Below are 20916 nucleotides of genomic sequence, written 5' to 3' on the forward strand. Positions count from 1 at the left end.
CTTAAGAAAGTAATGAATTTACCTGTTTTTTCGGATTTCACTTAAATATTCTGGAGTAATATCTAAATACGAAGCAATCATATATTGTGGGACACGTTGCGCAAAGTTGGGAATGGTATCAACAAGATTGTAATAACGTTCTTTGCTATGTTGTTTCATGTAAATTTCGTCTTTACGCTGAATAGCAATGAGTGTTTTTTCTGTGATGATTCGAAAAGCACGTTCTAGTTTTGGAACTTTTGTATACAATACTTCTAGATCGTTTTTTGAAATGGATAAAACGGTTGTTTTTTCAACTGCTTGAATGGCGTTTTGTGAAGGAGTTTCATTGATAAAACTGTCCAAATTAGTAATCCACCAATTTTCAATTCCGAAAAGGCTAATATTTTCATTTCCGTTACTATCGGTTCTAAAAGAACGTATGAGACCTTCTATAATAAAATAGCGATGTTTGCAGACTTGATACTGTTCTAATAAGAATTCTTTTTTCTGGAAAGTTTCTGTAGAAAGTGCATCAAAAATCAAATCGATTTCTTCGGTTTCAAAAGCTACATACCGATTCAAATAATTTGCTAATTGTAATTTCATACTTACGCAATAAAATCTCGAATGACAGTTGTCAATACGTTTATGTCTACTTTCTCAATAGGATGTTTCACTTCGTCAATGACTTTGAGAGTTGCGTTCGGTAATTGTGTAGCTGCGTTTTCAGATTCTGCTACAGTAACCATATTGTCTAAAGCGCCAATTCCGACCAATACTTTATGTGGAATTTGTTGTAAATCAGCATTTGTTAGTTTTTTACCATTTGCCAAAGCCAGCATCATTGCTGCTGTTTTATGCATCACTTCTTTCCAGTCATTTGGCTGATGCAATTCATGCAATCGTTTTGCAAACGCAGGAATTTTTTCTTCAATCTTCTCTGGATTCAACATTTTGACTTCTTGTTGAGCACTTTCCAAACTCCAATTGAATTTTGTGCCAAGTGTTATAATAGCATCCACCATTTCAGGACGTTTCTTTGCAAGTGTTAAGGCAACATAGCCGCCCATGCTATACCCGAAAATATGTGTTTTGGAAATTCCTAAGCTTTGAAGCTTCTCAATGACATTATCTGCAAATCGTTCCATTTCAAACTCATGATCAGAAGTGCGTCCGCCGTGACCTTCAAAGTTGAGCGTATGCACATTAAAATCGGTTGCCAAAAGTTTTTGCAATGATTGCAGTTGCACTTCACTTCCTAAAGCGCCGTGAAGTAGGAGTAGGTTGGTGTTTTTCATGGTATAAATATAGCTGTTAGTAATGAGATATTAGAATTGAGATTTTTTTTCAAAACGTTTTACTTCTATCTTTAAGTACTATTAATTCATAAAATTTTTATCATGAAGAAGAAAAAAATAAAAAAAGTAGTATTAGGGAAGTTAAAGATTGCTAAAATTGATTCCTCTGAAAAAGTATTTGGAGGCTCAAGAATATTTGCATGTTTTTCTGTTGGAGATCCTATTGAATGTGTAACAGTTTTAGAGCCTAGATGTATAGGTTAATGCAGTATACAGTAACAAAAAAGCGAACCTTTTCGAGTTCGCTTTTTTAATTTTGCTCTTTCTTAAAATGGTAAAGGACAATCCCAAGGTAATTGTGTAGGACATATCCAAGCGGATGGACAATCATCAATAATAGATGTACAGGTGAATGTTATTTGAATTCCTCCTTTTAATTGTCTGTTCTCTAAGTTCGAAATTGAATTTTTGCGAAGCTTTAATGATTTTGCATTCTTTTTTTTCATGACTTTACTTTTTTGGTTAAGAATGGACTGAAATTATAAAAATGAGATAGTTTTTGGGTATGGGAATACCGTAGTTAACATTTAGTTACACTGAGATATAATAAAAGAGAAACGTATATCAACCGTTTCTCTTTTTACATTTGTTAGCTAATTCCTATATAGGAAAAGGACATTCTCTAGGGTTTTCAGTTAGTGGACAAACCCAAGCAGATGGACAAGCATCTATGACAGATGTACACGGATAATTTGGGAATGTTGGACAGTTGAATTTTGTGTAATACGTTCCGCCTTTTACCGTTTCATTTGTCAAATTTGAAATAGAACTCTTGTGGAGTTTTAATGATTTTACATCTCTTTTTTTCATGACTTATAAGTTTTTTGGTTAAGAATACTTTTAAGTTATAAAAATTAGATAGGTTTTTGGTATGGGATTACCGTAGTTAACATTTATACTTTGCTTGATATGAGTGTTTTACATTATTAAATATTGATGAATTTCTATGCTTCTAACTGATGTGAATATTTTGTTGGAACTTGATATATACTTATATTTATATAAAAACGTATCATAAATGAAACGAAAAAACATATTCATAATCTGCGGAATTATAGTGGCATTTTATTTTGCAATTGCCAATATGCCTATGACAAAATCATCGGTTGTGGGAACTTATGTAAATACAAACTATCATCAAGAACCATTTATAGCTGATATTCCGTATGTGGCAGATACATTAGTTCTTAAAGAAAATGGTACTTTTTCAAGCGGATATTATGGCAATGGAACTTATAAAGTTAGTTATGGAATTTTTAAAACAGAAATTAGTTTGGAGTATGATTATGAAATGGGAAAAGCAGGTTTCAGTAGCTCGTTTCTCAATAAAATATACAGCACAACAAAAATTATTTTAAATGTAGATTCGAATCAATATTATGAAAAATTATAAGTTGTAGATATAAAAAAAACCTAGCATTTGCTAGGTTTTTTTGTTTATGATAAAGAAACTTCTTTTCGTTTTATAAAGGAGACAATCAGTAATCCTGTTCCAAGCATCACCGAAACGTCAGCCATGTTGAAAATGCCTGTTTTAAAGATTCCGCCTAAGTCAATATGCATAAAATCGGTTACGGAACGATATAAGATACGATCGTATAAGTTTCCAATTCCACCACCAATAATGCAGCACAAACCAACAATCATAAAGCGATCTAAATCGGTATTGACAATAATCATTCGAAGAATAAAAAATAATACTGCAACTGGAAGAACGATTAAAAAGATACTTTTTAAAATAGAACTTTCCATAGAAGATAGAAATCCTAAAAACGCACCTTTGTTTTCAGTCTTCATCAGTACGAGATATTCACCAATCACTGAAATACGCTCTGTGTCATTAATATGAGTTCTTGCTACTGACTTTGAAACTTGGTCGCAACCAACGTTTATCAAAATCAGTCCAAAAATAAGGAGCATTCGCAATGATCTGGACATTTTCATAGTTTTCGTATTATTCATTTCCAAAAGTTGCACTTTCAGAAGTTACAGAACGATCAATTTTACGTAACAATCCTTGCAATACTTTTCCTGGACCAACTTCTGTAAAATGTGTAGCACCGTCAGCAATCATTTGTTGAACAGACTGTGTCCACTTTACCGGAGCTGTTAACTGAGAAATTAAGTTCTTTTTAATTTCACTTGGATCCGTTACCGCAGTTGTTGTTACATTTTGATAAATAGGACAATTTGGAGTATTGAAGGTAGTATTTTCAATAGCTGCAGCCAATTCTTCACGCGCAGGTTCCATCAAAGGAGAATGGAAAGCTCCACCAACAGGTAAAACCAATGCACGTCTTGCACCAGCTTCTTTTAAAGTTTCACAAGCAGTGTTGATGGCTTCTACTTCTCCAGAAATCACAATTTGTCCTGGACAGTTATAATTTGCCGCCACTACAATTCCTGCAGTTTCTGTACATACTTTTTCCACCACTTCATTATCTAATCCTAAAACGGCAGCCATTGTACTTGGTTGAATTTCACAAGCTTTTTGCATTGCTAAAGCTCTTTGAGAAACTAATTTTAAACCATCTTCAAAGTTTAATGTTCCATTGGCTACCAAAGCAGAAAGTTCTCCTAGTGAATGTCCTGCAACCATTTCTGGTTGAAATTTGTCTCCAAGAACTTTGCTTAAGATGACAGAATGTAAAAAGATAGCAGGTTGTGTTACTTTCGTTTCCTTTAAAGCCTCCGCTGAACCTTCAAACATTACATCGGTAATGTGAAATCCTAAAATACGATTGGCATCTTCAAAAAGATGTTGTGCTACATCAGAATTCTCATAAAGGTCTAATCCCATTCCTGTAAATTGAGCACCTTGCCCTGGAAATATGTATGCTTTCATTATTTAAGTCTTTAAAACCTTCTATAGATTAAACAAGAAGGGTTTGTTTCTAATTGTTTGGCAAAAGTAAAGAATTTTGAGAGAATCGAAATTTCTTACCAAACTTTCTATAAAGAAGTGATCAATCTATTTTCTTTTTCTCCTTCAACTTCATATTGGGTTCAGGAGGAATTCTTTTCTTAAGGAATAATATTTGTCCTAAATGGCTGGATTGATGTTCCATTACATGAAACCAATAGTAGTGATTATTGTATTCTCTGGTTGGATTGGTTTTTTTTAGCCAAGAATCGTCTCTCTTTTTTAGTTCTTTTAAAGTAACAGCTCTAACTTCTTTATAAATATTTAAATAATATTCCACATCATGTCCTTTGTAGGTTTCTCTTCCTGCATCATCTAAATTAAGTGCTGGTCCCCAAAATGCTCTTTCTTCATCATTAAAACCTCTATTTTCAAACGTGTATAGTTGATAGATTTTTTCAGCAGCGGCTAAATGCATGATAAGTGCGCCAATTGAATTTGCTTTTTCATCATGTAAGTGATCTAATTCTCTTTGATTTAGATTTTTAACATGAGCTTCCACACGTTCGCTAAGATTATTAAGCATTGAGACTAAAGTTCCCATTTGCGGAGTGTATTCTTCGCGTTCTCCAATGAGATAAGAGTCATAAATTTTTATATTTTTCCCAATAATGACTATAGAATGATTTTTTTCAGGATCATCTTTTACAAGATTAAAAGCATATCCTTTTGTAAAGTCTGCATTTATTCTCTGAAAATTAGTTCGCCATCCAGATAATTTTGGAGCATCTATATTTTTTTCGAAATCACTATTGTTAATAGTCGTTTTTTCTAATTCTCCTGTATCTATATTTTCGATGTAAAGCTTGAAATCATCAAAATAAAACTTTCCATTGGAGCTACAAATACCTCCAAAAACCAGATATTCTGAATTTTCATCTATATATCCATTGATTTCATAAGTTTTCCATGTATCTGATAATACAGGACGATTCCCCATATTATCAAAAAAGCCATCTTCATCATTTTTATTATCTACTCGAGCCCAAATGGATCCCCAAGTTACTTTTCCAATGTCTTCAACTTTTACGGAAGCAGAAAGTTTAAATTTTAATTTTTTATTGGTTGTTATTTTTATACTCTGAGTGAAAGAGGTCCAATCATCCTGACTATATAATTCAGTTGTATAAGAAATGAAATAAAATAGAAAGAGCAAAAGCATACTCTTTCTTGAAAATAATTTAGAAATATTCATTAATTACATATTTTAAACTCTTTCATAGGTAATAAAAGAGAATTCGTAGTCGTGCTTGTCGTCTTTTTTATGGAACTTGTTTTTGATTTCTTTCCAATCTTTCATCTCAATTTCTGGAAAGTAGGTATCGCCTTCAAATTCGTGATGCACACGTGTCAACTCAATTTTTGTAGCAAATGGAATCGCTTGCTTGTAAATTTCGCCACCACCAATTACATACGGTTCTGCATCCGCAATTGTAGCAACACTTACTGCTTCTTTCATGGTGTGAACCACAATAACGCCTCGTGGTGCTTTGTAGTTTTTTTGTCGTGTAATGACAATATGTGTTCTGTTTGGAAGTGGTTTTGGGAAGCTTTCAAAGGTTTTGCGTCCCATGATAATATGATGTCCTGAGGTGAGTTTTTTAAAGCGTTTTAAATCGTTACTTAAGTGCCAAATCAATTGATTGTCTTTTCCAATCACGTTATTTTCTGCGGCAGCGACAATAATCGTCAAACAACTACGATCAATAACTTCAGGCTCAGGCTCATTTGCCAACTCAGCTTTCGCTTGCACTTCGGCAACCTTTGTTTCCTGATCTATAAATTTTTGTTTTAGAGTCGAGATGCGTTCTTCTTGTTGTGCCACTAAAGTTTCTAGCTGTTTGGCTTCCCATTCTTTCCCCATGAATTTATTCGTAACAAATACATCAAATACATGAAAAAGAAAGGCAAATAGCCATAAAAATACAGCCCAAACAAACCATTTTGTGCCAAATAGTGTTACATCTTCTCCTAAACCTAATACCACATTGATAAGTACAAGCAATGCAGAGCCAATTACGAAAATCACAAAGTGGTAATACAGACGTTTTTTTTGCCTGATACGTTTTTGTGCAGTTTCAATAAGCGCTAATTGATCTTGATCGATTTGTGTAGTAGGTTGCTTTTTTTTACCGAACATGTATGTAGGTTTGTTTACTAGTTTTTAACGGCGTTTCTAAGCAATCTATCCGCTTGAAGCGTTACTGCATATGAAACATCAACATTGGTTCCTTTGTGTGTGCCACGAGAAAAAGAAGGTAATGTTTTTACAATTTTTACAATTTCTTTTTTCAAAGTTGCATTGTTGGTACGAACACCTACATTTTCTACAGCTCCTTGTTTGTTTACTATGAAACGAATATATACACTGTTATCTTTAGTATCATTAGGAATAGTACGTGCGATATCTTTGTTAAAAGCATTTTGGATGAATGCTTCAATCTTATCTGAAGTACATTTATTTTTTTGTTGAACTGAACCTGCATTTTCACAACCTGATAGTTGTGGAGCATTGTCCATTACTGAAAAGTTAATTGTCCCATTTGGAGAAACTTTTGGCGTAGACATATCAGTAGCATTTTGAGCAAAACCAAATTGAACAGCTAAGCAAACGAATGCAGGAATAATAAATTTTTTCATTTTGACATTTTTTTGATGATATAAATATACTTTTCTTTTTTGAATAGTACATTCTGTTCGTATGAAAAGATGCAGATTTACCATGAAATGCACTTTTTTTAGACGAATGAAATTGATAGTGTGCCTGAAAGACTCAAAAAATTACGCAATCGATATCGTTGAAAACCAGTAGAAAAGAGTGTTAAAAAAGGGTTGTCAATCTTTTAATTTAAAGCTGTATTTTTTTCATTTTGTATGATTTTAAAAGGCTTTTTTTAATAAAATGATAATTCTTACATCTTTGTGAATTCTTTCATTTGTTTCCCAAAAATTCTTATATACATTTGAGTTTATTAAACACTTGAAATTATGGCAATTAAAAAACAATATTTAAAAAGTAAACCACTTTGTAAAGTGACGTTTAGTGTGGCTGCTAAAGAAGCAGAAACAGTTTCTGTAGTAGGAAATTTTAATGAATGGAATTCAGAAGCAACTAGCTTAAAGAAATTAAAAAACGGAACGTTTAAAGGAACTGTCGATTTAGCAAAAGATGCTGAATATGAGTTTCGTTATGTCGTAGATGGAATTTACACAAACGATGAAGCAGCAGACGCCTATAAATGGAATGATTTTGCAGCTGCAGAAAACGGAGTTTTGAGTTTATAATTAGGATTTAACTTTATAAAAAAGCTTTCTATATTTGGTAGAGAGCTTTTTTGTTTTTTACAACTTCTTCAACAACTCACGTTTTACACGGCTAAACCATTCGTATCGAAGAATACTCAGTACAATGCTATCACGTCTGCCATCAGGAGAAGCGCAATTGCTTCGTAATACACCTTCTTCGGTACAACCAATACTTTTCATTGCAGCAATGCTTCGTTTATTTTTATTATCGGCTCTGAATTCTACACGCTGTACTTTCATGTGTTCGAAAGCAAATTGAAGCATCAAAAATTTACTGTTTTTATTCAAGCCTGTACCTTGAAAATCTTTTCCGTACCAAGTGTATCCTAACGAAACTGTTTGATGTTTTTGCTGAAAATCATAAAATCGTGTGGCACCTGCAATGGTATTAAAACGCTTGTCATATACTATAAATGGATAGGCTTCTTCTTCCGCTCTTGCTTCTATTGCCATGGTGATATATTTTCGCAAACCATCTTCTCCATGCGCTGGAGTTAACGAATATTTCCACAATTCAGGTTCGTTGATCGAATAGGCTAATAAATGCTTAAAATCGTCTGCTTGTAACGGTCGTAATTGCACAAAACCGTTGTCTAATATGTAATTTTTTTTGAAGTCTAGTAAAATCATGAATATTGAATTCTCTGGATTATTTTTTTGCAGACTACATCTGCAATTTTTTCTTTCCGATACATTTCATGTGCTTCATTATTGCATAACTGAATGTTTTCGCTTCCTATTAAAGTATTCCAGCCTTGTGATGGTTTATAGCGATCATTCATTCCAAAATATAATTGAATTGGAATCGCTAGAATTGTGTTTTCATAACGTAAGCGTGTAGCAGAAACAGCGTGAAATGATATTAAAGGTAACCCTAGTAATGCAGCTTTCCAAGCAATTATTCCTCCAATACTAAAAGAAAGTACGTGAAAAGGTTGTTTTTCTAATTGAATTAGTTTTTGAACAGCTGTTTCAATTCCAAAAGTGATGAATTGTCGATGTAAATCTTCTTGAGAATAGGTGCTAATATCTATATTTCCTAGGTCACAACAGTCATAATATTGAATGTCAAAAATGCCCGTTAGTTTATCTTCATATAAGCGAACCCAATCCGATTTTTGTTTTCCCCATAAATCAGATAATATGATGAGTCGTGGAAGCATACAAATTAAATCGCTACAGCACCTTTAATATGTGGATGATGTTGATAATTCACCAATTCGAAATCTTCAAAAGTAAAGTCAAAAATACTGTTGATTTCCGGATTTATTTTCATGGTTGGAAGCGGATATGGTTCACGCGTTAATTGCAATTCTACTTGCTCAAAATGATTGCTGTAAATATGTGCATCACCAAAAGTATGAACAAAATCTCCGTATTCGTAACCACAAACTTGCGCCATCATCATAGTTAATAATGCATACGAAGCAATATTAAAAGGAACACCTAAAAAGACATCGGCACTTCGTTGGTATAACTGACATGATAATTTTCCATCGGCTACATAAAACTGAAAAAATGCATGACATGGAGGTAAGGCAGCTTTTCCATTGGCTACATTTTCACTAAATGAAACTTTAGTGTTAGGTAACACACTTGGATTCCATGCAGAAACCAACATACGTCTACTGTTCGGATTGTTTTTTAAAGTTTCAATCACTTCTGAGAGTTGATCAATACTTTCGCTATTCCAATTGCGCCATTGATGTCCGTATACAGGACCTAAATCGCCATTTTCGTCCGCCCATTCATTCCAAATGCGCACACCGTTTTCTTGTAAATACTTAACATTCGTATCTCCTTTAATAAACCACAACAATTCATGTACAATTGATTTTAAGTGTAGTTTTTTAGTCGTCACCATCGGAAAACCTTCGCTGAGATCAAAACGCATTTGATAACCAAACACACTTTTTGTTCCAGTTCCTGTACGATCTCCTTTTTCATTTCCGTGTTCTAATACATGTTTTACAAGATCTAAATACTGTCTCATGATGATTTCTGTTTTATAGTGATGCGATACAATTTTGTAGTGAACTAATCTTGACTTTTTCTATTTCCTAAAAAAATGACACAAAAGTCAAGATTAGTTCGGCTCGTAAAAATAAAAAAAACGCTTCGATTCTACACCAAAGCGTTTGTATTTTATCAATATGTTATTAACTATAATTAGCCAATTAACATTCCTGCAATTGTTGCTGATATTAAAGAAGCTATTGTTCCTCCAATTAAGGCTTTCATTCCAAATTCAGACAAGGTTTTACGCTTTCCTGGTGCTAAGGAACCAATTCCTCCAATTTGTATTCCAATTGAAGCAAAATTGGCAAATCCACACAACATATACGTCGCCATGATAATAGATTTATCATATGTTAAATGAGAAGCATTAGCGGCGTCTTTTAAATCTGCTAATTGAATATAACCGATGAATTCACTGGCGGCTAATTTTACTCCTAATAGTTGTCCCATTTGCATAATATCTTCATAAGCAACACCAATTAACCACATTAAAGGAGCGAAAATTGTTCCCAATATAGCTTCAAGTGAGAATTTAGAATATACTGTATTAGCTTCCATCCAAGCATTCAGTGTTGTTACATCGCCAACCCAGCCTAGAATACCATTAATCATTGCAATAAATGCTACAAAAACTAATAACATGGCACCCACATTTACAGCAAGTTTCAATCCTTCCGTCGTACCATTAGCAATGGCATCTAAAATATTAGAACCAATTTTTTCTTGTGATACTTTAACATCATTATTGATTTTTTCTGTTTGTGGATATAATATTTTAGAAATAACAATTGCTCCAGGCGCTGCCATTACAGAAGCTGCTAATAAATGTTTTGCATATACAAGTTGTAAGTCAGGATCATCGCCACCTAAAAAGCCAATATAAGCAGCCAATACTGCTCCAGCAACGGTAGCCATTCCACCAACCATGACAAGTAAAATTTCTGAACGTGTCATTTTCTCTAAGTATGCTTTTATCAATAAGGGAGCTTCGGTTTGTCCTAAAAAGATATTTCCTGCAACAGATAAACTTTCTGCTCCAGAAATTCCTAAAACTTTAGTCAATACCCAAGCCATTCCTTTTACAATTTTTTGAATAATTCCTAAGTAGAATAAAACAGAAGTTAAGGCGGAGAAGAAGATGATGGTTGGTAATACTTGAAACGCAAATATGAACCCGAAAGAATCAACATTCATCATACCTCCAAATAAGAATTCACTTCCTGCTTGTGTATAGTTAAGTATTTCAATAAAAAGTTTACCAATGGCTTCAAAAGCATTTTTGACAGCATCAACTTTTAAAACGCCAATAGCAATTATCAATTGCAAAGCAAGACCTATTCCGACAGTTTTCCAATTGATAGCTTTTCGATTACTACTAAATAAAAATGCAATGATTATTAAGACTAACATTCCTATGATTCCACGAATCAAACTGTTAGTACTAAATCCTTCACTAGGTTTTATTTCACTTTTCTGTACGTTAGTAGTTGCAACTACTTCTTCTTTTTCTTTTCTTTTTGTAAAATGATAAGAAACTTCTTTTTCTTTAAAAACTAAGGTAGAATCTGTAAGCGAAGTAATTTTATATTTACGAATGGTATCATTGGGTTGATTGTAATAAAAAACCAATAAGTTATTCTGATAAATATAATCTCCGCTAGCTTTTAAGTTGTTCTTTGCTGCAAGTTGATAGTGAAATTCTCCTGCTTGCAAGGTAAGTTTGTCGGCATCGCTTATTGGAATGTTATTTTCAGTTTGAGCGTTTTGTATGCTGCTAAAATTCCATGTTCCATCGATTGCAGTATCTTGGGCGCTTACATTAAAAAGCACACAAAACACTGTAATAATACTTGCTACAAATTTCTGCATTGAATAGGTGTTTTATTTTTTGTCTTCTCTGTTAGAGATTTCATCTCGAAGTCTGGCTGCCTTTTCATAATCCTCATCCGCCACAGCGCCATCTAACATATTATATAACTCTTGAAGCGATAATGTTTTTAAGGTATTATCTGTTGAGGTTTCTACTGTATCCAAATCTTCATCATCGTCTGTAAACAATTCGTCTACTACGATGCTTTCTTTTTCGTTTTCTTCATCCTCTTCCTTTGAGGTTAATTTTAAGAAGATTCCCGCTTTGTCTAAGATGGTTTTGTATGTAAAAATGGGTGCGTCAAAGCGAAGTGCCAAAGCAATAGCATCGGAAGTACGTGCATCGATAATTTCTTCAATTTTATCACGTTCACAAATAATGCTTGAATAAAATACACCGTCTACAAGTTTGTGAATAATAACTTGCTTGACAACCACGTCAAATCGATCTGCAAAATTTTTGAAAAGATCGTGTGTTAGTGGTCGTGGTGGTTTGATCTCTTTTTCAAGAGCTATGGCAATTGATTGTGCTTCAAAAGCGCCAATTACAATTGGTAGTTTTCGGTCTCCATCAACTTCATTCAAGATTAACGCGTAGGCTCCGTTCTGCGTTTGGCTGTATGAAATTCCTTTTATATTTAGTTTTACTAAACTCATTTGTCTCTGAAATGCATTCACATAAAAAAAGGCTGTCTAAAAAGGGATTCCCAATTTTAGACAGCCCTTAGTTGGGCACAATTTAACAAAAATTATGCGTTATTCGCTTTAAATTCTTTCAATTTTTCAATTAGCTGTGGAACTACTTCAAAAGCATCTCCTACAACACCGTAATCAGCAGCTTTAAAGAAAGGAGCTTCTGGATCTGTGTTGATGACAACTTTTACTTTAGAAGCGTTGATTCCAGCTAAATGCTGAATAGCTCCAGAGATTCCAATAGCAATGTACAAGTTAGATGCAACAGGCTTTCCTGTTTGTCCAACGTGCTCACCATGAGGTCTCCATCCTAAGTCAGAAACTGGTTTTGAACATGCGGTTGCAGCGCCTAAAACGTCTGCTAATTCTTCCACCATTCCCCAGTTTTCAGGACCTTTTAATCCTCTACCAGCAGAAACAACAACATCTGCATCTGCAATAGTTACTTTTCCAGTTACTTTATCAACTGAATCTACTTTTACACCAAATAATGAATCGTCTAAATTTGGAGCGAAAGCTTCCGCAGCAGCGGCACCTGAATTTTCAACCAATCCGAATGCATTGTTAGAAACACCCACAACTTTTACATCAGAGTTAATTTCTGTCATGTTGAATGCTTTGTTTGTAAAAGCAGTTCTTTTTACGGTAAATGGACTTGTACTTGTTGGAGCGGCAACTACGTTAGAAGCGTATCCTGCTTCTAAGTTTACGGCTAAAATTGGTGCTAATGTTTTGCTATCTGCACTTGAACTCACGATGACTACTTTTGCATCTTCGTTGGCAGCAGCTTGGTGTAAAGTAGCAGCATAAGCTTTAGCGTTAAAATCTTTAAGTGCATCGGCAGATACATTTAATACTTTATCAACTCCATAATTTCCTAACTCAGCAGTATTGTCTGCATTAATGGCAACAGCCGTTACGGTTGTACCTAATTGATTTGCAACTTCTTTTGCATATGAAGCAACTTCAAAAGCTGCTTTTTTAAATTTTCCTTGATCTGATTCTGTATATACTAAAACTGACATAATTTTTTCTTTAAAAGATTAAATAATTGAAACACTAAAAGATGATTAAATTACTTTTGCTTCGTTGTGCAATAAGTCTATTAATTCATCAATGTTTCCTGCATCTACTAACTTTACAGCTCCTTTTGGTGCAGGTTTTTCAAATTTTACAGCCGAAGTTTCTTGAGCTGTATCAATAGCGTCAATTACAGTTAATGGTTTTTTACGAGCCATCATAATTCCTCTCATATTTGGAATACGAAGGTCGCTTTCTTCCACCAATCCTTTTTGTCCAGCAATTACTAATGGAAGTGCTGTTTTAGAAGTTTCTTTTCCACCATCAATTTCACGCATTGCCGTTGCAGCAGTTCCTTCTACTTCAAGACTAATACAGTTATTAATAAAATTAGCGCTTGTTAATTCTGCTAACATTCCAGGAACCATTCCTCCATTATAATCAATAGATTCTCTTCCTGCAATTACTAAATCGTATCCACCATCTTTTACTACGGCTGCTAATTGTTTTGCAACAAAAAATCCGTCAGTTGCTTCTGCATTTACACGGATTGCTTTGTCAGCTCCAATAGCTAAGGCTTTACGTAATGTTGGTTCAGTTTCTGCGCCTCCTACATTTACAACATCTACAGATGCACCTTGTTTTTCTTTAAACCACATTGCACGCGTTAAACCAAACTCGTCATTTGGGTTAATTACAAATTGCACACCATTGGTATCAAATTTAGTATCTCCTTCAGTAAAATTGATCTTTGAAGTGGTATCTGGTACATGACTAATACATACTAATATTTTCATGGAATTTATATGTTTTGATTTGAAATTTAAATTTTCGACGAATATACAGAATATTTCTCTAAAAATACTATGCGTGCATAATAAATTTTCATTATTGATGGTTTTTCTTCAATTTTTTTTAACTATCAATAATTTTAAAGCGCTTTTGAGTATAATTTTTTATATTTTGTAATAAAAAACGCTAGTCTTCTTTTATGAAAATTGTACACAGTTATTGGTCAAAACCTAGTTTACGTTCTGGTAATGCAACTGCTAAATATTTTGGAGGTTGGTTAATGCCCAAGTATTATTATTACAGTTGGGCGTATAGCTGTTTGCGCTTTCGAGAATATTATGATGAGGTAGAACTTGTGACCGATAAAAACGGATACCATTTACTTATTGAAAAACTAAATTTGCCTTATACCAATGTGCGAGTGGTTTTGGATGATTTGAATGAGTATTCAGGAAAATTGTGGGCAATAGGGAAATTACATACTTACAAGCTACAAGAAAAACCTTTTATTCATGCTGATGGCGATGTTTTTGTATGGAAACGTTTTGAAGACGAATTGCTTTCCGCACCTTTAATTTCTCAAAATGAAGAGTTGAATTTTGTACAATATCAACGTGGCATTGAACAATTGAAAACCTACTTTCAGCATATTCCGGAAATTATTTTAGAAGATATAGAGCAATATGAAGATACCATTGCTGCTAATGCAGGTATTTTTGGTGGTAATGATGTAGCTCTTTTTCATGAGTTTGTAGATATTGCTTTTGAATTTTTGGATAAAAATAAAGGAGTTGTTGATCATCCTGAGATTCACAGTTCAGCTTTTGCTATTATTTATGAACAGTATTTATTTTCTTGTTTGGCGCGAAAAAAAAATGTAGAAGTTCAGTATTTGTTAAAGGGAGAAGAAACCGATTATAATTATATGAGTGCTATTCAAAACAAACATAAAAACGTAAAGTACGCGCACATTATTGATATTCGAAAAAAGTTGTATTCGCATGTGCTAGAACTCGAACAGATGTTTAGAAATGAATATCCTGAGTTTTATTTTCAAATAAATAGACGTCTTCGAAGTTTATAAATAAAAAAAGCTTCCTAAAAAGGAAGCTCTAATAGTTTCTAGCCATACACGCAATCCCACCAATATGTTGGATTTGGATATGTATATGTATAACATGTAAGCTGTGTTTGTGGCGGACATGTGTTTGTTTGACAGTTTCCTGTAGCAGGCGGACAATTTCTTGTTGGTGCAGGACCCGATCCAGAACCACCAGTTCCACCAGTACAGTTACCTCCGTAACTTCCTCCTCTAATGCGCTCTTGCGTTTGCTGGTCAAGGCTACTTACACTTCGCTTGTTTAATTTTAATTGAATACTTACCTTTTTTTTCATAATAATTGTATTTTTAAATGGTTAAACATCACTCATAATTTAAAAGAAATTATTTTACAAATAGTAAGGTTTTTACTTAATTAACATACGGTTAAAAATATAAAATGATAAACTATCCATTTGATATACAAATAAATACTACTGATTTTGATGAAACGCTTCAATGGTGTGATGCTTTTTTGGAAACAGCAACTTTTGAAAAGAAAATAGAAGTGTTGGCTTTTTTGTTACAGCATCATGCGGAATTTGAACAAAATCGTTTGTTTCCAGTGTTGAAAAAACACTATTCTGCGGCTTATTTCACGAATTTAGTATACAATACATCAATAGAAAACTATTTCTTTGAAGGAAAAGTAGGTGTGTTATTTTTAGTATTCAAGTTGGAGCAACTACTTCCTGAAACATCTTTTTCTGAAGTGATTGATAATTTTTTGAAAGCAATCATGTTTCAATTGCGCTTTTCGCCTTTATTGTGTCATCATGATGGAAATCAGCAACAATCACCTGTAGGGTTTTCAAAAGGAAATTCAGGAATTGCCTACGGATTAATGTTGCTTTCAGAATATTTTGGGAATAAAGATATTGCGCTCTTAAGCAAAGGATTGTTAGCCTACGAAGATACAATGTTGTCACAGCACAATTATCATACATACCAGTCGCCTGTACAAGATGTTTCAACACTTGAACAATTCAAAGAAAAGCATCTTCAAAAAAACACAACTTTCTTTTCAGATAGAGAAGAAAAATTGACGCCAAAAGAAGCATTGAAAATGTTTTACATACGCACAGAATTGATCCGCATCTTAGATGAAATTCCAAACATCTCTATTTTAGAAATGCTTGTTGATCAAATAGTTGTCGACAAAAAACTAGAAGCAGAATATGCATGGTGTAAAGAAGTAATACACATTTTAGCAAGTGACGAAAGTTATAAAGAACTTCCTGAGAAAGCATCTTTCATAAAAATTACACCATCCGCTACAAGCGATTTTACATTCAATGCTTTTGTATTGCAGCAGTTTACTTTCACATTTAGAAGAACCGTTATATTGTTGAATATTTTGGAAGTTTCGGTTTTAGATGCTTATGAAGCCACGTATTTGCCTTCGAAACATCCGCTTTCTGATTTCTTTAAACAGTTTTATGAGCATTGCAAATCCGTTATTAAAACACAAAAAGAACATCATCAAGCTTGTCTGTTCGAAATTTTAGATTTTGAATATGAAACCGTATTGATGCAGCAAAACATCTCCAATTATTTAGGATTGCAACTAGAAGATATTATCAATGTAAGTCAGCGCGAAAAACTACTCGCTCAAGAAGAAGCTGTTTTTTTGAAGACTGAATTGCGAATGAATCCTACTGGGAAATTGGTAAAAACTTCTTGGAATTGGGTGACGGAAGAAATTTTTGAACGAATTTTTAAAGCGAAAGTAAATTTAGAAGCAGAATCGAGTGAGTTTTATTGTTATAAAATTCCTTTAGGTGTCATCAATTTAGAGAAGAAAATGAACATCAAAGAGATTGCATTAACCGAATATGAATACATTTTGTTGGACTTATTTGAATTTTCGGTCACGGTGGAAGATGTGATAAAAGAATTTTCTACGATTTTTGACGTCGAAAATCAAGAAGATTTTCAAAGAGTTACCAGTTTTGCTAAAGAAATCATAAAAACGTTGATCTTTAAGAAATGTTTGATTCTGTAATTCCCATTTTTGGAATTAATTGTTATTTTTGTTTTTCACTTTTTTAAAATAATAATAATTGTATGAGAACAATACAGTTTAGAGAAGCGGTAGCTGAAGCTATGAGCGAAGAAATGCGAACAGACGATAGCATTTACTTAATGGGAGAAGAAGTTGCCGAATATAACGGAGCATACAAAGCTTCTAAAGGTATGCTTGACGAGTTTGGAGCAGATAGAGTGATTGATACACCTATTGCAGAACTTGGTTTTGCTGGAATTGGTGTGGGTTCAGCAATGAACGGAAACCGTCCAATTATAGAATTCATGACGTTCAATTTTTCACTAGTTGGAATTGATCAAATCATAAATAATGCTGCAAAAATGCGTCAAATGTCTGGCGGACAATTAAATATCCCAATTGTTTTCCGTGGACCTACAGCTTCTGCGGGACAATTAGCAGCAACACATTCACAAGCTTTTGAAAGTTGGTACGCAAACTGTCCAGGACTTAAAGTTGTTGTTCCATCAAATCCATATGATGCCAAAGGATTATTAAAAACGGCAATCCGAGATGACGATCCAGTAATTTTTATGGAATCTGAGCAAATGTATGGTGATAAAGGAGAAGTGCCAGAAGGAGAATACACAATTCCATTAGGTGTTGCAGACATCAAACGTGAAGGAACTGATGTAACAATTGTTTCTTTTGGAAAAATCATCAAAGAAGCGTACAAAGCTGCAGATGAGTTGGCAAAAGAAGGAATTTCTTGTGAAATTATTGACTTGCGTACAATTCGTCCAATGGATCACGATGCCATTTTAAATTCAGTAAAGAAAACAAATAGATTGGTAATTTTAGAAGAAGCTTGGCCTTTTGGAAATGTTTCTACAGAAATTGTATATCAAGTACAAGCACAAGCGTTTGACTACTTAGATGCACCAATTCAAAAAATAAATACAGCAGATACACCAGCACCATATTCTCCAGTATTATTGGAAGAATGGTTGCCTAACCAAAATGATGTTATCAATGCAGTAAAGAAAGTTATGTACAAATAAATATGTACTTTTAACATTATAAAAACTTCATCGGCATGTTTGTTGATGAAGTTTTTGTTTTTAAAAAGATAAAAATTTGAAGACTACAGTATATTGTTTTTTAGCCATCTTATTCTGTTACACAGGTTTTGCCCAAACCAAAGTGAGCGGAGTAATTAAAGATTCATCCGGAGAACCAGTTCCTTTTGCCAATGTGGTATTTAAGAACTCCATCGAAGGAACCATTAGTAATGAAGATGGTCGATTTTACCTAGAATCCGACAAAACATATAAAGTAGTCGTCTTTTCTTTTGTAGGATATGCAACGAAAGAATTGACCTTGACAAAAAAAGTCAATTATAAAATGGAAATCACCTTGGAAGAAGGTGAAAAATTGAAAGCGGTAGTGATCGTTTCGGGGAAACAACCTAAAAAGAACAATCCTGCCATCGACATTCTCCGTAAAATTTGGAAACGAAAACGTTTTAATGGTGTTCGGCAATTCAAACAGTACGCGTACGACAAGTATGAGAAAGTAGAATTTGACTTGAATACGATTGATAGTGCTATGATGAAAAGCAGACTGTTTCGTGGAATGGAATTTATCTTCAAAGAAATAGATACTTCAAGCATTACCGGAAAAACATATTTGCCAATATTTATCAACGAAGCGGTTTCAAAAGTGTATGGAGATAATGTTAGAAATAAAGAAAAAGAAGATTTAATTGGGAATAAAAACTCAGGATTTAGTAGTAACGAAACCATTACTTCTTTTATCAAAGATTTGTATGCAGATTATGATATTTACGATAATTATTTAAAGTTTTTTGATAAGAGTTTTACCAGTCCATTATCACGTACAGGAATCAATACGTATAACTATGTCTTAGCAGATACAGCTTATATTGACGACAAACTTTGCTACAATATTATTTACTATCCAAGACGTAAAAATGAGTTGACATTTAAGGGAGATTTTTGGGTGAATGATTCTACGTTTGCCATAAAAAAAATCAACCTTCAGGCAAGTAAAAGTGCCAATATCAACTGGGTGAAAGAGATTTATATAGAACAAGAATTTGAAGTATTAAACGATTCTGTTTTCTTGTTGAAGCGTGATTATATGTTGTCTGATTTTGCGTTGAACAAAAAAGAAAAGTCCAAAGGAGTCTACGGAAAGCGTACGACTTTGTATGACAATTATGTGTTTGATGAAGAAAAACCATCCGATTTTTACAGTCAAGAAATCAATCCATTTAATGAAGAGATTTACGAACGTAGTGATGAATTTTGGGCGGAGAATCGATTGGAGAAACTGAACAAAGATGAAAAAGGTGTTTACAAAATGTTGGACACACTTAAAACAGTTCCAAAGTTCAAGCGCTTGTACAATTTAGCTTCCATTTTAGCATCTGGTTATATAGAATTTGATCAATACAATCTGGATTATGGACCTATCTTTTCTACTTTCGGATTCAATGATGTGGAAGGAATTAGACTTCGCGCTGGTGGAAGAACGTATTTTGGACCCAACGATAAATGGCGTTTAGAAGGTTATGGAGCTTATGGTTTTAAAGACAATCGATTTAAATATGGAATCTCAGGAAAATGGTTGCTAGATCCAAGAAATCGATTAATTGTTTCTGCAGGAAACCGTCGAGATGTAGAACAAACAGGTGTAAGCTTAACTGTAAATGACAATGTTTTAGGAAGAAGTTTTGCTTCCTCTGCGTTATTTGCTTCTGGAAATAGTGATCGACTCACAAATATTAACTTATCTACATTAGCTGTGCAGATGGAGCCATGGAAAAATATTACCATGCGTTTAGGAAGTTCGTATAAAACCATGCGATCTGCTTCTCCAGAAACATTCAGTCTTTCATATATAGATCCGCAATCGCCAACAGGAATTAACGATCGATTAGTACAATCGGAAGTGAATTTTTCTATTGATATGACACCGGGAAGAAAAACCATTCGTCATGGAGTTGAACGTAAAGTTGTGAATGATGATTTTCCACGAATTTATTTAAATTATAGTCGTGGAGTAGAAGGTTTATTAAATAGTGATTTTAACTATTCAAGATTGCAATTGTTTTATAGGCAGCCTTTCCAACTTGGAGGTTTTGGACGTACATTTACGACCTTTGAAGCAGGAAAAACTTTTGGAACAGTTCCGTTAAGTTTATTAAATGTCGTGCCAGGAAACCAAGCATATTTCTCTATTCACAATACCTTTTCTCAGTTAAACTTTTATGAATTTGTAACAGATACGTATGCGTCTTTGCATATAGAACACAATTTCAACGGACGTATATTTTCACGAATTCCATTATTGCGTAAACTAAATTTACGTGAAATTGTAGGTATTCGTGGTGTTTGGGGACAAATTTCTCAAGACAATGTTGCTATGAACGTTCCAGCGTTTCAAAGCTTGCCATTTAGCAGCATTACGCCAGACGGAATTGCACCAAATAAAGAAATCTATTGGGAATATTCATTGGGAATTGGAAACATCTTTAAAGTCTTTAGAATTGACTTTAACTTTAGAGGAAACTACAAAAACAATATAGACGCTCGTCAATTTGGAGTTACAGGAGCTTTTGGATTCCATTTCTAACAGCATTTTTACAAAATATAAAAGCTGCAATCTTTGATTGCGGCTTTTTTTATATCTATCTGCAAATCTTAGTGTTGCAGTGAATTTGACTGCCGATAATTATCGAATCGCGGCTTACATTGATTGTGTGAGCTACTTTTTCAACCTAGTTTTACCTCATAATTTATAACCGATTACAAACATAAAAATCGTTCGTTACAATTTGGGGGAA

At 33.7% G+C, this 20916-nt stretch carries 24 protein-coding genes; 7 read left to right on the top strand and 17 right to left on the bottom strand.

The window, feature by feature from the left end; translation table 11 throughout:
* Window positions 1–18 precede the first annotated feature (18 nt).
* Window positions 19–588, bottom strand: coding sequence for a Crp/Fnr family transcriptional regulator (locus Q0845_RS12520; RefSeq protein ID WP_298513561.1), 570 nt, complete (start codon window positions 586–588; stop codon window positions 19–21).
* Window positions 589–590: 2 nt separating this feature from the next.
* Window positions 591–1280, bottom strand: a complete 690-nt coding sequence (locus Q0845_RS12525; RefSeq protein ID WP_298513563.1) for an alpha/beta hydrolase — start codon at window positions 1278–1280, stop codon at window positions 591–593.
* Window positions 1281–1382: 102 nt separating this feature from the next.
* On the opposite strand from Q0845_RS12525, the gene Q0845_RS12530 reads away from it, so the two are divergent.
* The gene (locus tag Q0845_RS12530; protein WP_298513566.1) at window positions 1383–1544 is read left to right on the top strand and encodes a hypothetical protein; all 162 of its coding nucleotides are present in this window, start codon (window positions 1383–1385) and stop codon (window positions 1542–1544) included.
* A gap of 62 nt (window positions 1545–1606) precedes the next feature.
* Here the strand turns inward: Q0845_RS12530 and Q0845_RS12535 are convergent, their stop codons facing one another.
* Together Q0845_RS12535 and Q0845_RS12540 are read right to left on the bottom strand one after the other, a co-directional pair.
* On the bottom strand, window positions 1607–1786 hold the full coding sequence (locus Q0845_RS12535; protein ID WP_298513568.1) for a hypothetical protein: 180 nt from the start codon (window positions 1784–1786) through the stop codon (window positions 1607–1609).
* A 154-nt stretch (window positions 1787–1940) separates the two neighbouring features.
* On the bottom strand, window positions 1941–2150 hold the full coding sequence (locus tag Q0845_RS12540) for a hypothetical protein (RefSeq protein WP_298513572.1): 210 nt from the start codon (window positions 2148–2150) through the stop codon (window positions 1941–1943).
* 208 nt (window positions 2151–2358) lie between these two features.
* Here Q0845_RS12540 and Q0845_RS12545 point away from each other — a divergent pair, with 208 nt between their 5' ends.
* The gene (locus Q0845_RS12545; RefSeq protein ID WP_298513574.1) at window positions 2359–2733 is read left to right on the top strand and encodes a hypothetical protein; all 375 of its coding nucleotides are present in this window, start codon (window positions 2359–2361) and stop codon (window positions 2731–2733) included.
* A gap of 44 nt (window positions 2734–2777) precedes the next feature.
* Here the strand turns inward: Q0845_RS12545 and lspA are convergent, their stop codons facing one another.
* The 5 genes from lspA to Q0845_RS12570 form a co-directional block, all read right to left on the bottom strand.
* Entirely contained in the window at window positions 2778–3302 is a 525-nt protein-coding gene (lspA, locus tag Q0845_RS12550; protein WP_298513577.1) for a signal peptidase II, read from the bottom strand.
* Window positions 3295–4185, bottom strand: coding sequence for an ACP S-malonyltransferase (gene fabD, locus Q0845_RS12555; protein WP_298513579.1), 891 nt, complete (start codon window positions 4183–4185; stop codon window positions 3295–3297). The genes lspA and fabD overlap by 8 nt, the downstream gene beginning before the upstream one ends.
* A gap of 121 nt (window positions 4186–4306) precedes the next feature.
* Window positions 4307–5458, bottom strand: a complete 1152-nt coding sequence (locus Q0845_RS12560; protein ID WP_298513582.1) for a DinB family protein — start codon at window positions 5456–5458, stop codon at window positions 4307–4309.
* A gap of 12 nt (window positions 5459–5470) precedes the next feature.
* Window positions 5471–6403, bottom strand: a complete 933-nt coding sequence (locus Q0845_RS12565) for a dihydrofolate reductase (protein WP_298513584.1) — start codon at window positions 6401–6403, stop codon at window positions 5471–5473.
* A 17-nt stretch (window positions 6404–6420) separates the two neighbouring features.
* On the bottom strand, window positions 6421–6903 hold the full coding sequence (locus Q0845_RS12570; protein ID WP_298513587.1) for a hypothetical protein: 483 nt from the start codon (window positions 6901–6903) through the stop codon (window positions 6421–6423).
* A 348-nt stretch (window positions 6904–7251) separates the two neighbouring features.
* Between Q0845_RS12570 and Q0845_RS12575 the strand changes: the two genes are divergently transcribed.
* Window positions 7252–7548: an isoamylase early set domain-containing protein gene (locus tag Q0845_RS12575; protein WP_298513590.1), complete on the top strand. Its 297-nt coding sequence runs from the start codon at window positions 7252–7254 to the stop codon at window positions 7546–7548.
* A gap of 57 nt (window positions 7549–7605) precedes the next feature.
* Here Q0845_RS12575 and Q0845_RS12580 read toward each other — a convergent pair whose 3' ends face one another.
* The 7 genes from Q0845_RS12580 to Q0845_RS12610 all read right to left on the bottom strand — a co-directional run bounded on the left by Q0845_RS12580 (window position 7606) and on the right by Q0845_RS12610 (window position 13967).
* Window positions 7606–8199 carry a GNAT family protein gene (locus Q0845_RS12580; RefSeq protein WP_298513592.1) on the bottom strand — a complete coding sequence of 198 codons (594 nt, stop codon included), beginning with the start codon at window positions 8197–8199 and terminating at the stop codon, window positions 7606–7608.
* The gene (locus Q0845_RS12585) at window positions 8196–8732 is read right to left on the bottom strand and encodes an alpha/beta hydrolase (protein WP_298513594.1); all 537 of its coding nucleotides are present in this window, start codon (window positions 8730–8732) and stop codon (window positions 8196–8198) included. Before Q0845_RS12585 ends, Q0845_RS12580 begins: the two co-directional genes overlap by 4 nt.
* 5 nt (window positions 8733–8737) lie before the next feature.
* On the bottom strand, window positions 8738–9562 hold the full coding sequence (locus tag Q0845_RS12590) for a thymidylate synthase (RefSeq protein ID WP_298513596.1): 825 nt from the start codon (window positions 9560–9562) through the stop codon (window positions 8738–8740).
* 176 nt (window positions 9563–9738) lie between these two features.
* Entirely contained in the window at window positions 9739–11457 is a 1719-nt protein-coding gene (locus Q0845_RS12595) for a nucleoside transporter C-terminal domain-containing protein (RefSeq protein WP_298513598.1), read from the bottom strand.
* 12 nt (window positions 11458–11469) lie between these two features.
* The gene (locus Q0845_RS12600; RefSeq protein ID WP_298513600.1) at window positions 11470–12114 is read right to left on the bottom strand and encodes a bifunctional nuclease family protein; all 645 of its coding nucleotides are present in this window, start codon (window positions 12112–12114) and stop codon (window positions 11470–11472) included.
* A gap of 92 nt (window positions 12115–12206) precedes the next feature.
* Complete coding sequence (locus Q0845_RS12605) at window positions 12207–13175, bottom strand: electron transfer flavoprotein subunit alpha/FixB family protein (RefSeq protein WP_298513602.1); 969 nt, start codon at window positions 13173–13175, stop codon at window positions 12207–12209.
* 45 nt (window positions 13176–13220) lie between these two features.
* Window positions 13221–13967, bottom strand: coding sequence for an electron transfer flavoprotein subunit beta/FixA family protein (locus tag Q0845_RS12610; RefSeq protein ID WP_298513604.1), 747 nt, complete (start codon window positions 13965–13967; stop codon window positions 13221–13223).
* A gap of 194 nt (window positions 13968–14161) precedes the next feature.
* Between Q0845_RS12610 and Q0845_RS12615 the strand changes: the two genes are divergently transcribed.
* Window positions 14162–15046 (top strand): DUF6734 family protein, encoded by an 885-nt coding sequence (locus tag Q0845_RS12615; RefSeq protein WP_298513607.1) that lies wholly within the window; start codon window positions 14162–14164, stop codon window positions 15044–15046.
* Window positions 15047–15084: 38 nt separating this feature from the next.
* Here the strand turns inward: Q0845_RS12615 and Q0845_RS12620 are convergent, their stop codons facing one another.
* Window positions 15085–15357 (bottom strand): class I lanthipeptide, encoded by a 273-nt coding sequence (locus Q0845_RS12620; protein ID WP_298513609.1) that lies wholly within the window; start codon window positions 15355–15357, stop codon window positions 15085–15087.
* A 104-nt stretch (window positions 15358–15461) separates the two neighbouring features.
* Here Q0845_RS12620 and Q0845_RS12625 point away from each other — a divergent pair, with 104 nt between their 5' ends.
* From Q0845_RS12625 to Q0845_RS12635, 3 genes are all read left to right on the top strand, one after another.
* Entirely contained in the window at window positions 15462–17066 is a 1605-nt protein-coding gene (locus Q0845_RS12625; protein ID WP_298513611.1) for a hypothetical protein, read from the top strand.
* 62 nt (window positions 17067–17128) lie between these two features.
* Entirely contained in the window at window positions 17129–18106 is a 978-nt protein-coding gene (locus tag Q0845_RS12630) for a pyruvate dehydrogenase complex E1 component subunit beta (RefSeq protein ID WP_298513613.1), read from the top strand.
* A 76-nt stretch (window positions 18107–18182) separates the two neighbouring features.
* Window positions 18183–20705 carry a DUF5686 family protein gene (locus Q0845_RS12635; RefSeq protein ID WP_298513615.1) on the top strand — a complete coding sequence of 841 codons (2523 nt, stop codon included), beginning with the start codon at window positions 18183–18185 and terminating at the stop codon, window positions 20703–20705.
* Window positions 20706–20916 lie beyond the last annotated feature (211 nt).

Origin of the sequence: uncultured Kordia sp. (genome assembly GCF_947489565.1) — a bacterium.
Classification (GTDB): domain Bacteria; phylum Bacteroidota; class Bacteroidia; order Flavobacteriales; family Flavobacteriaceae; genus Kordia.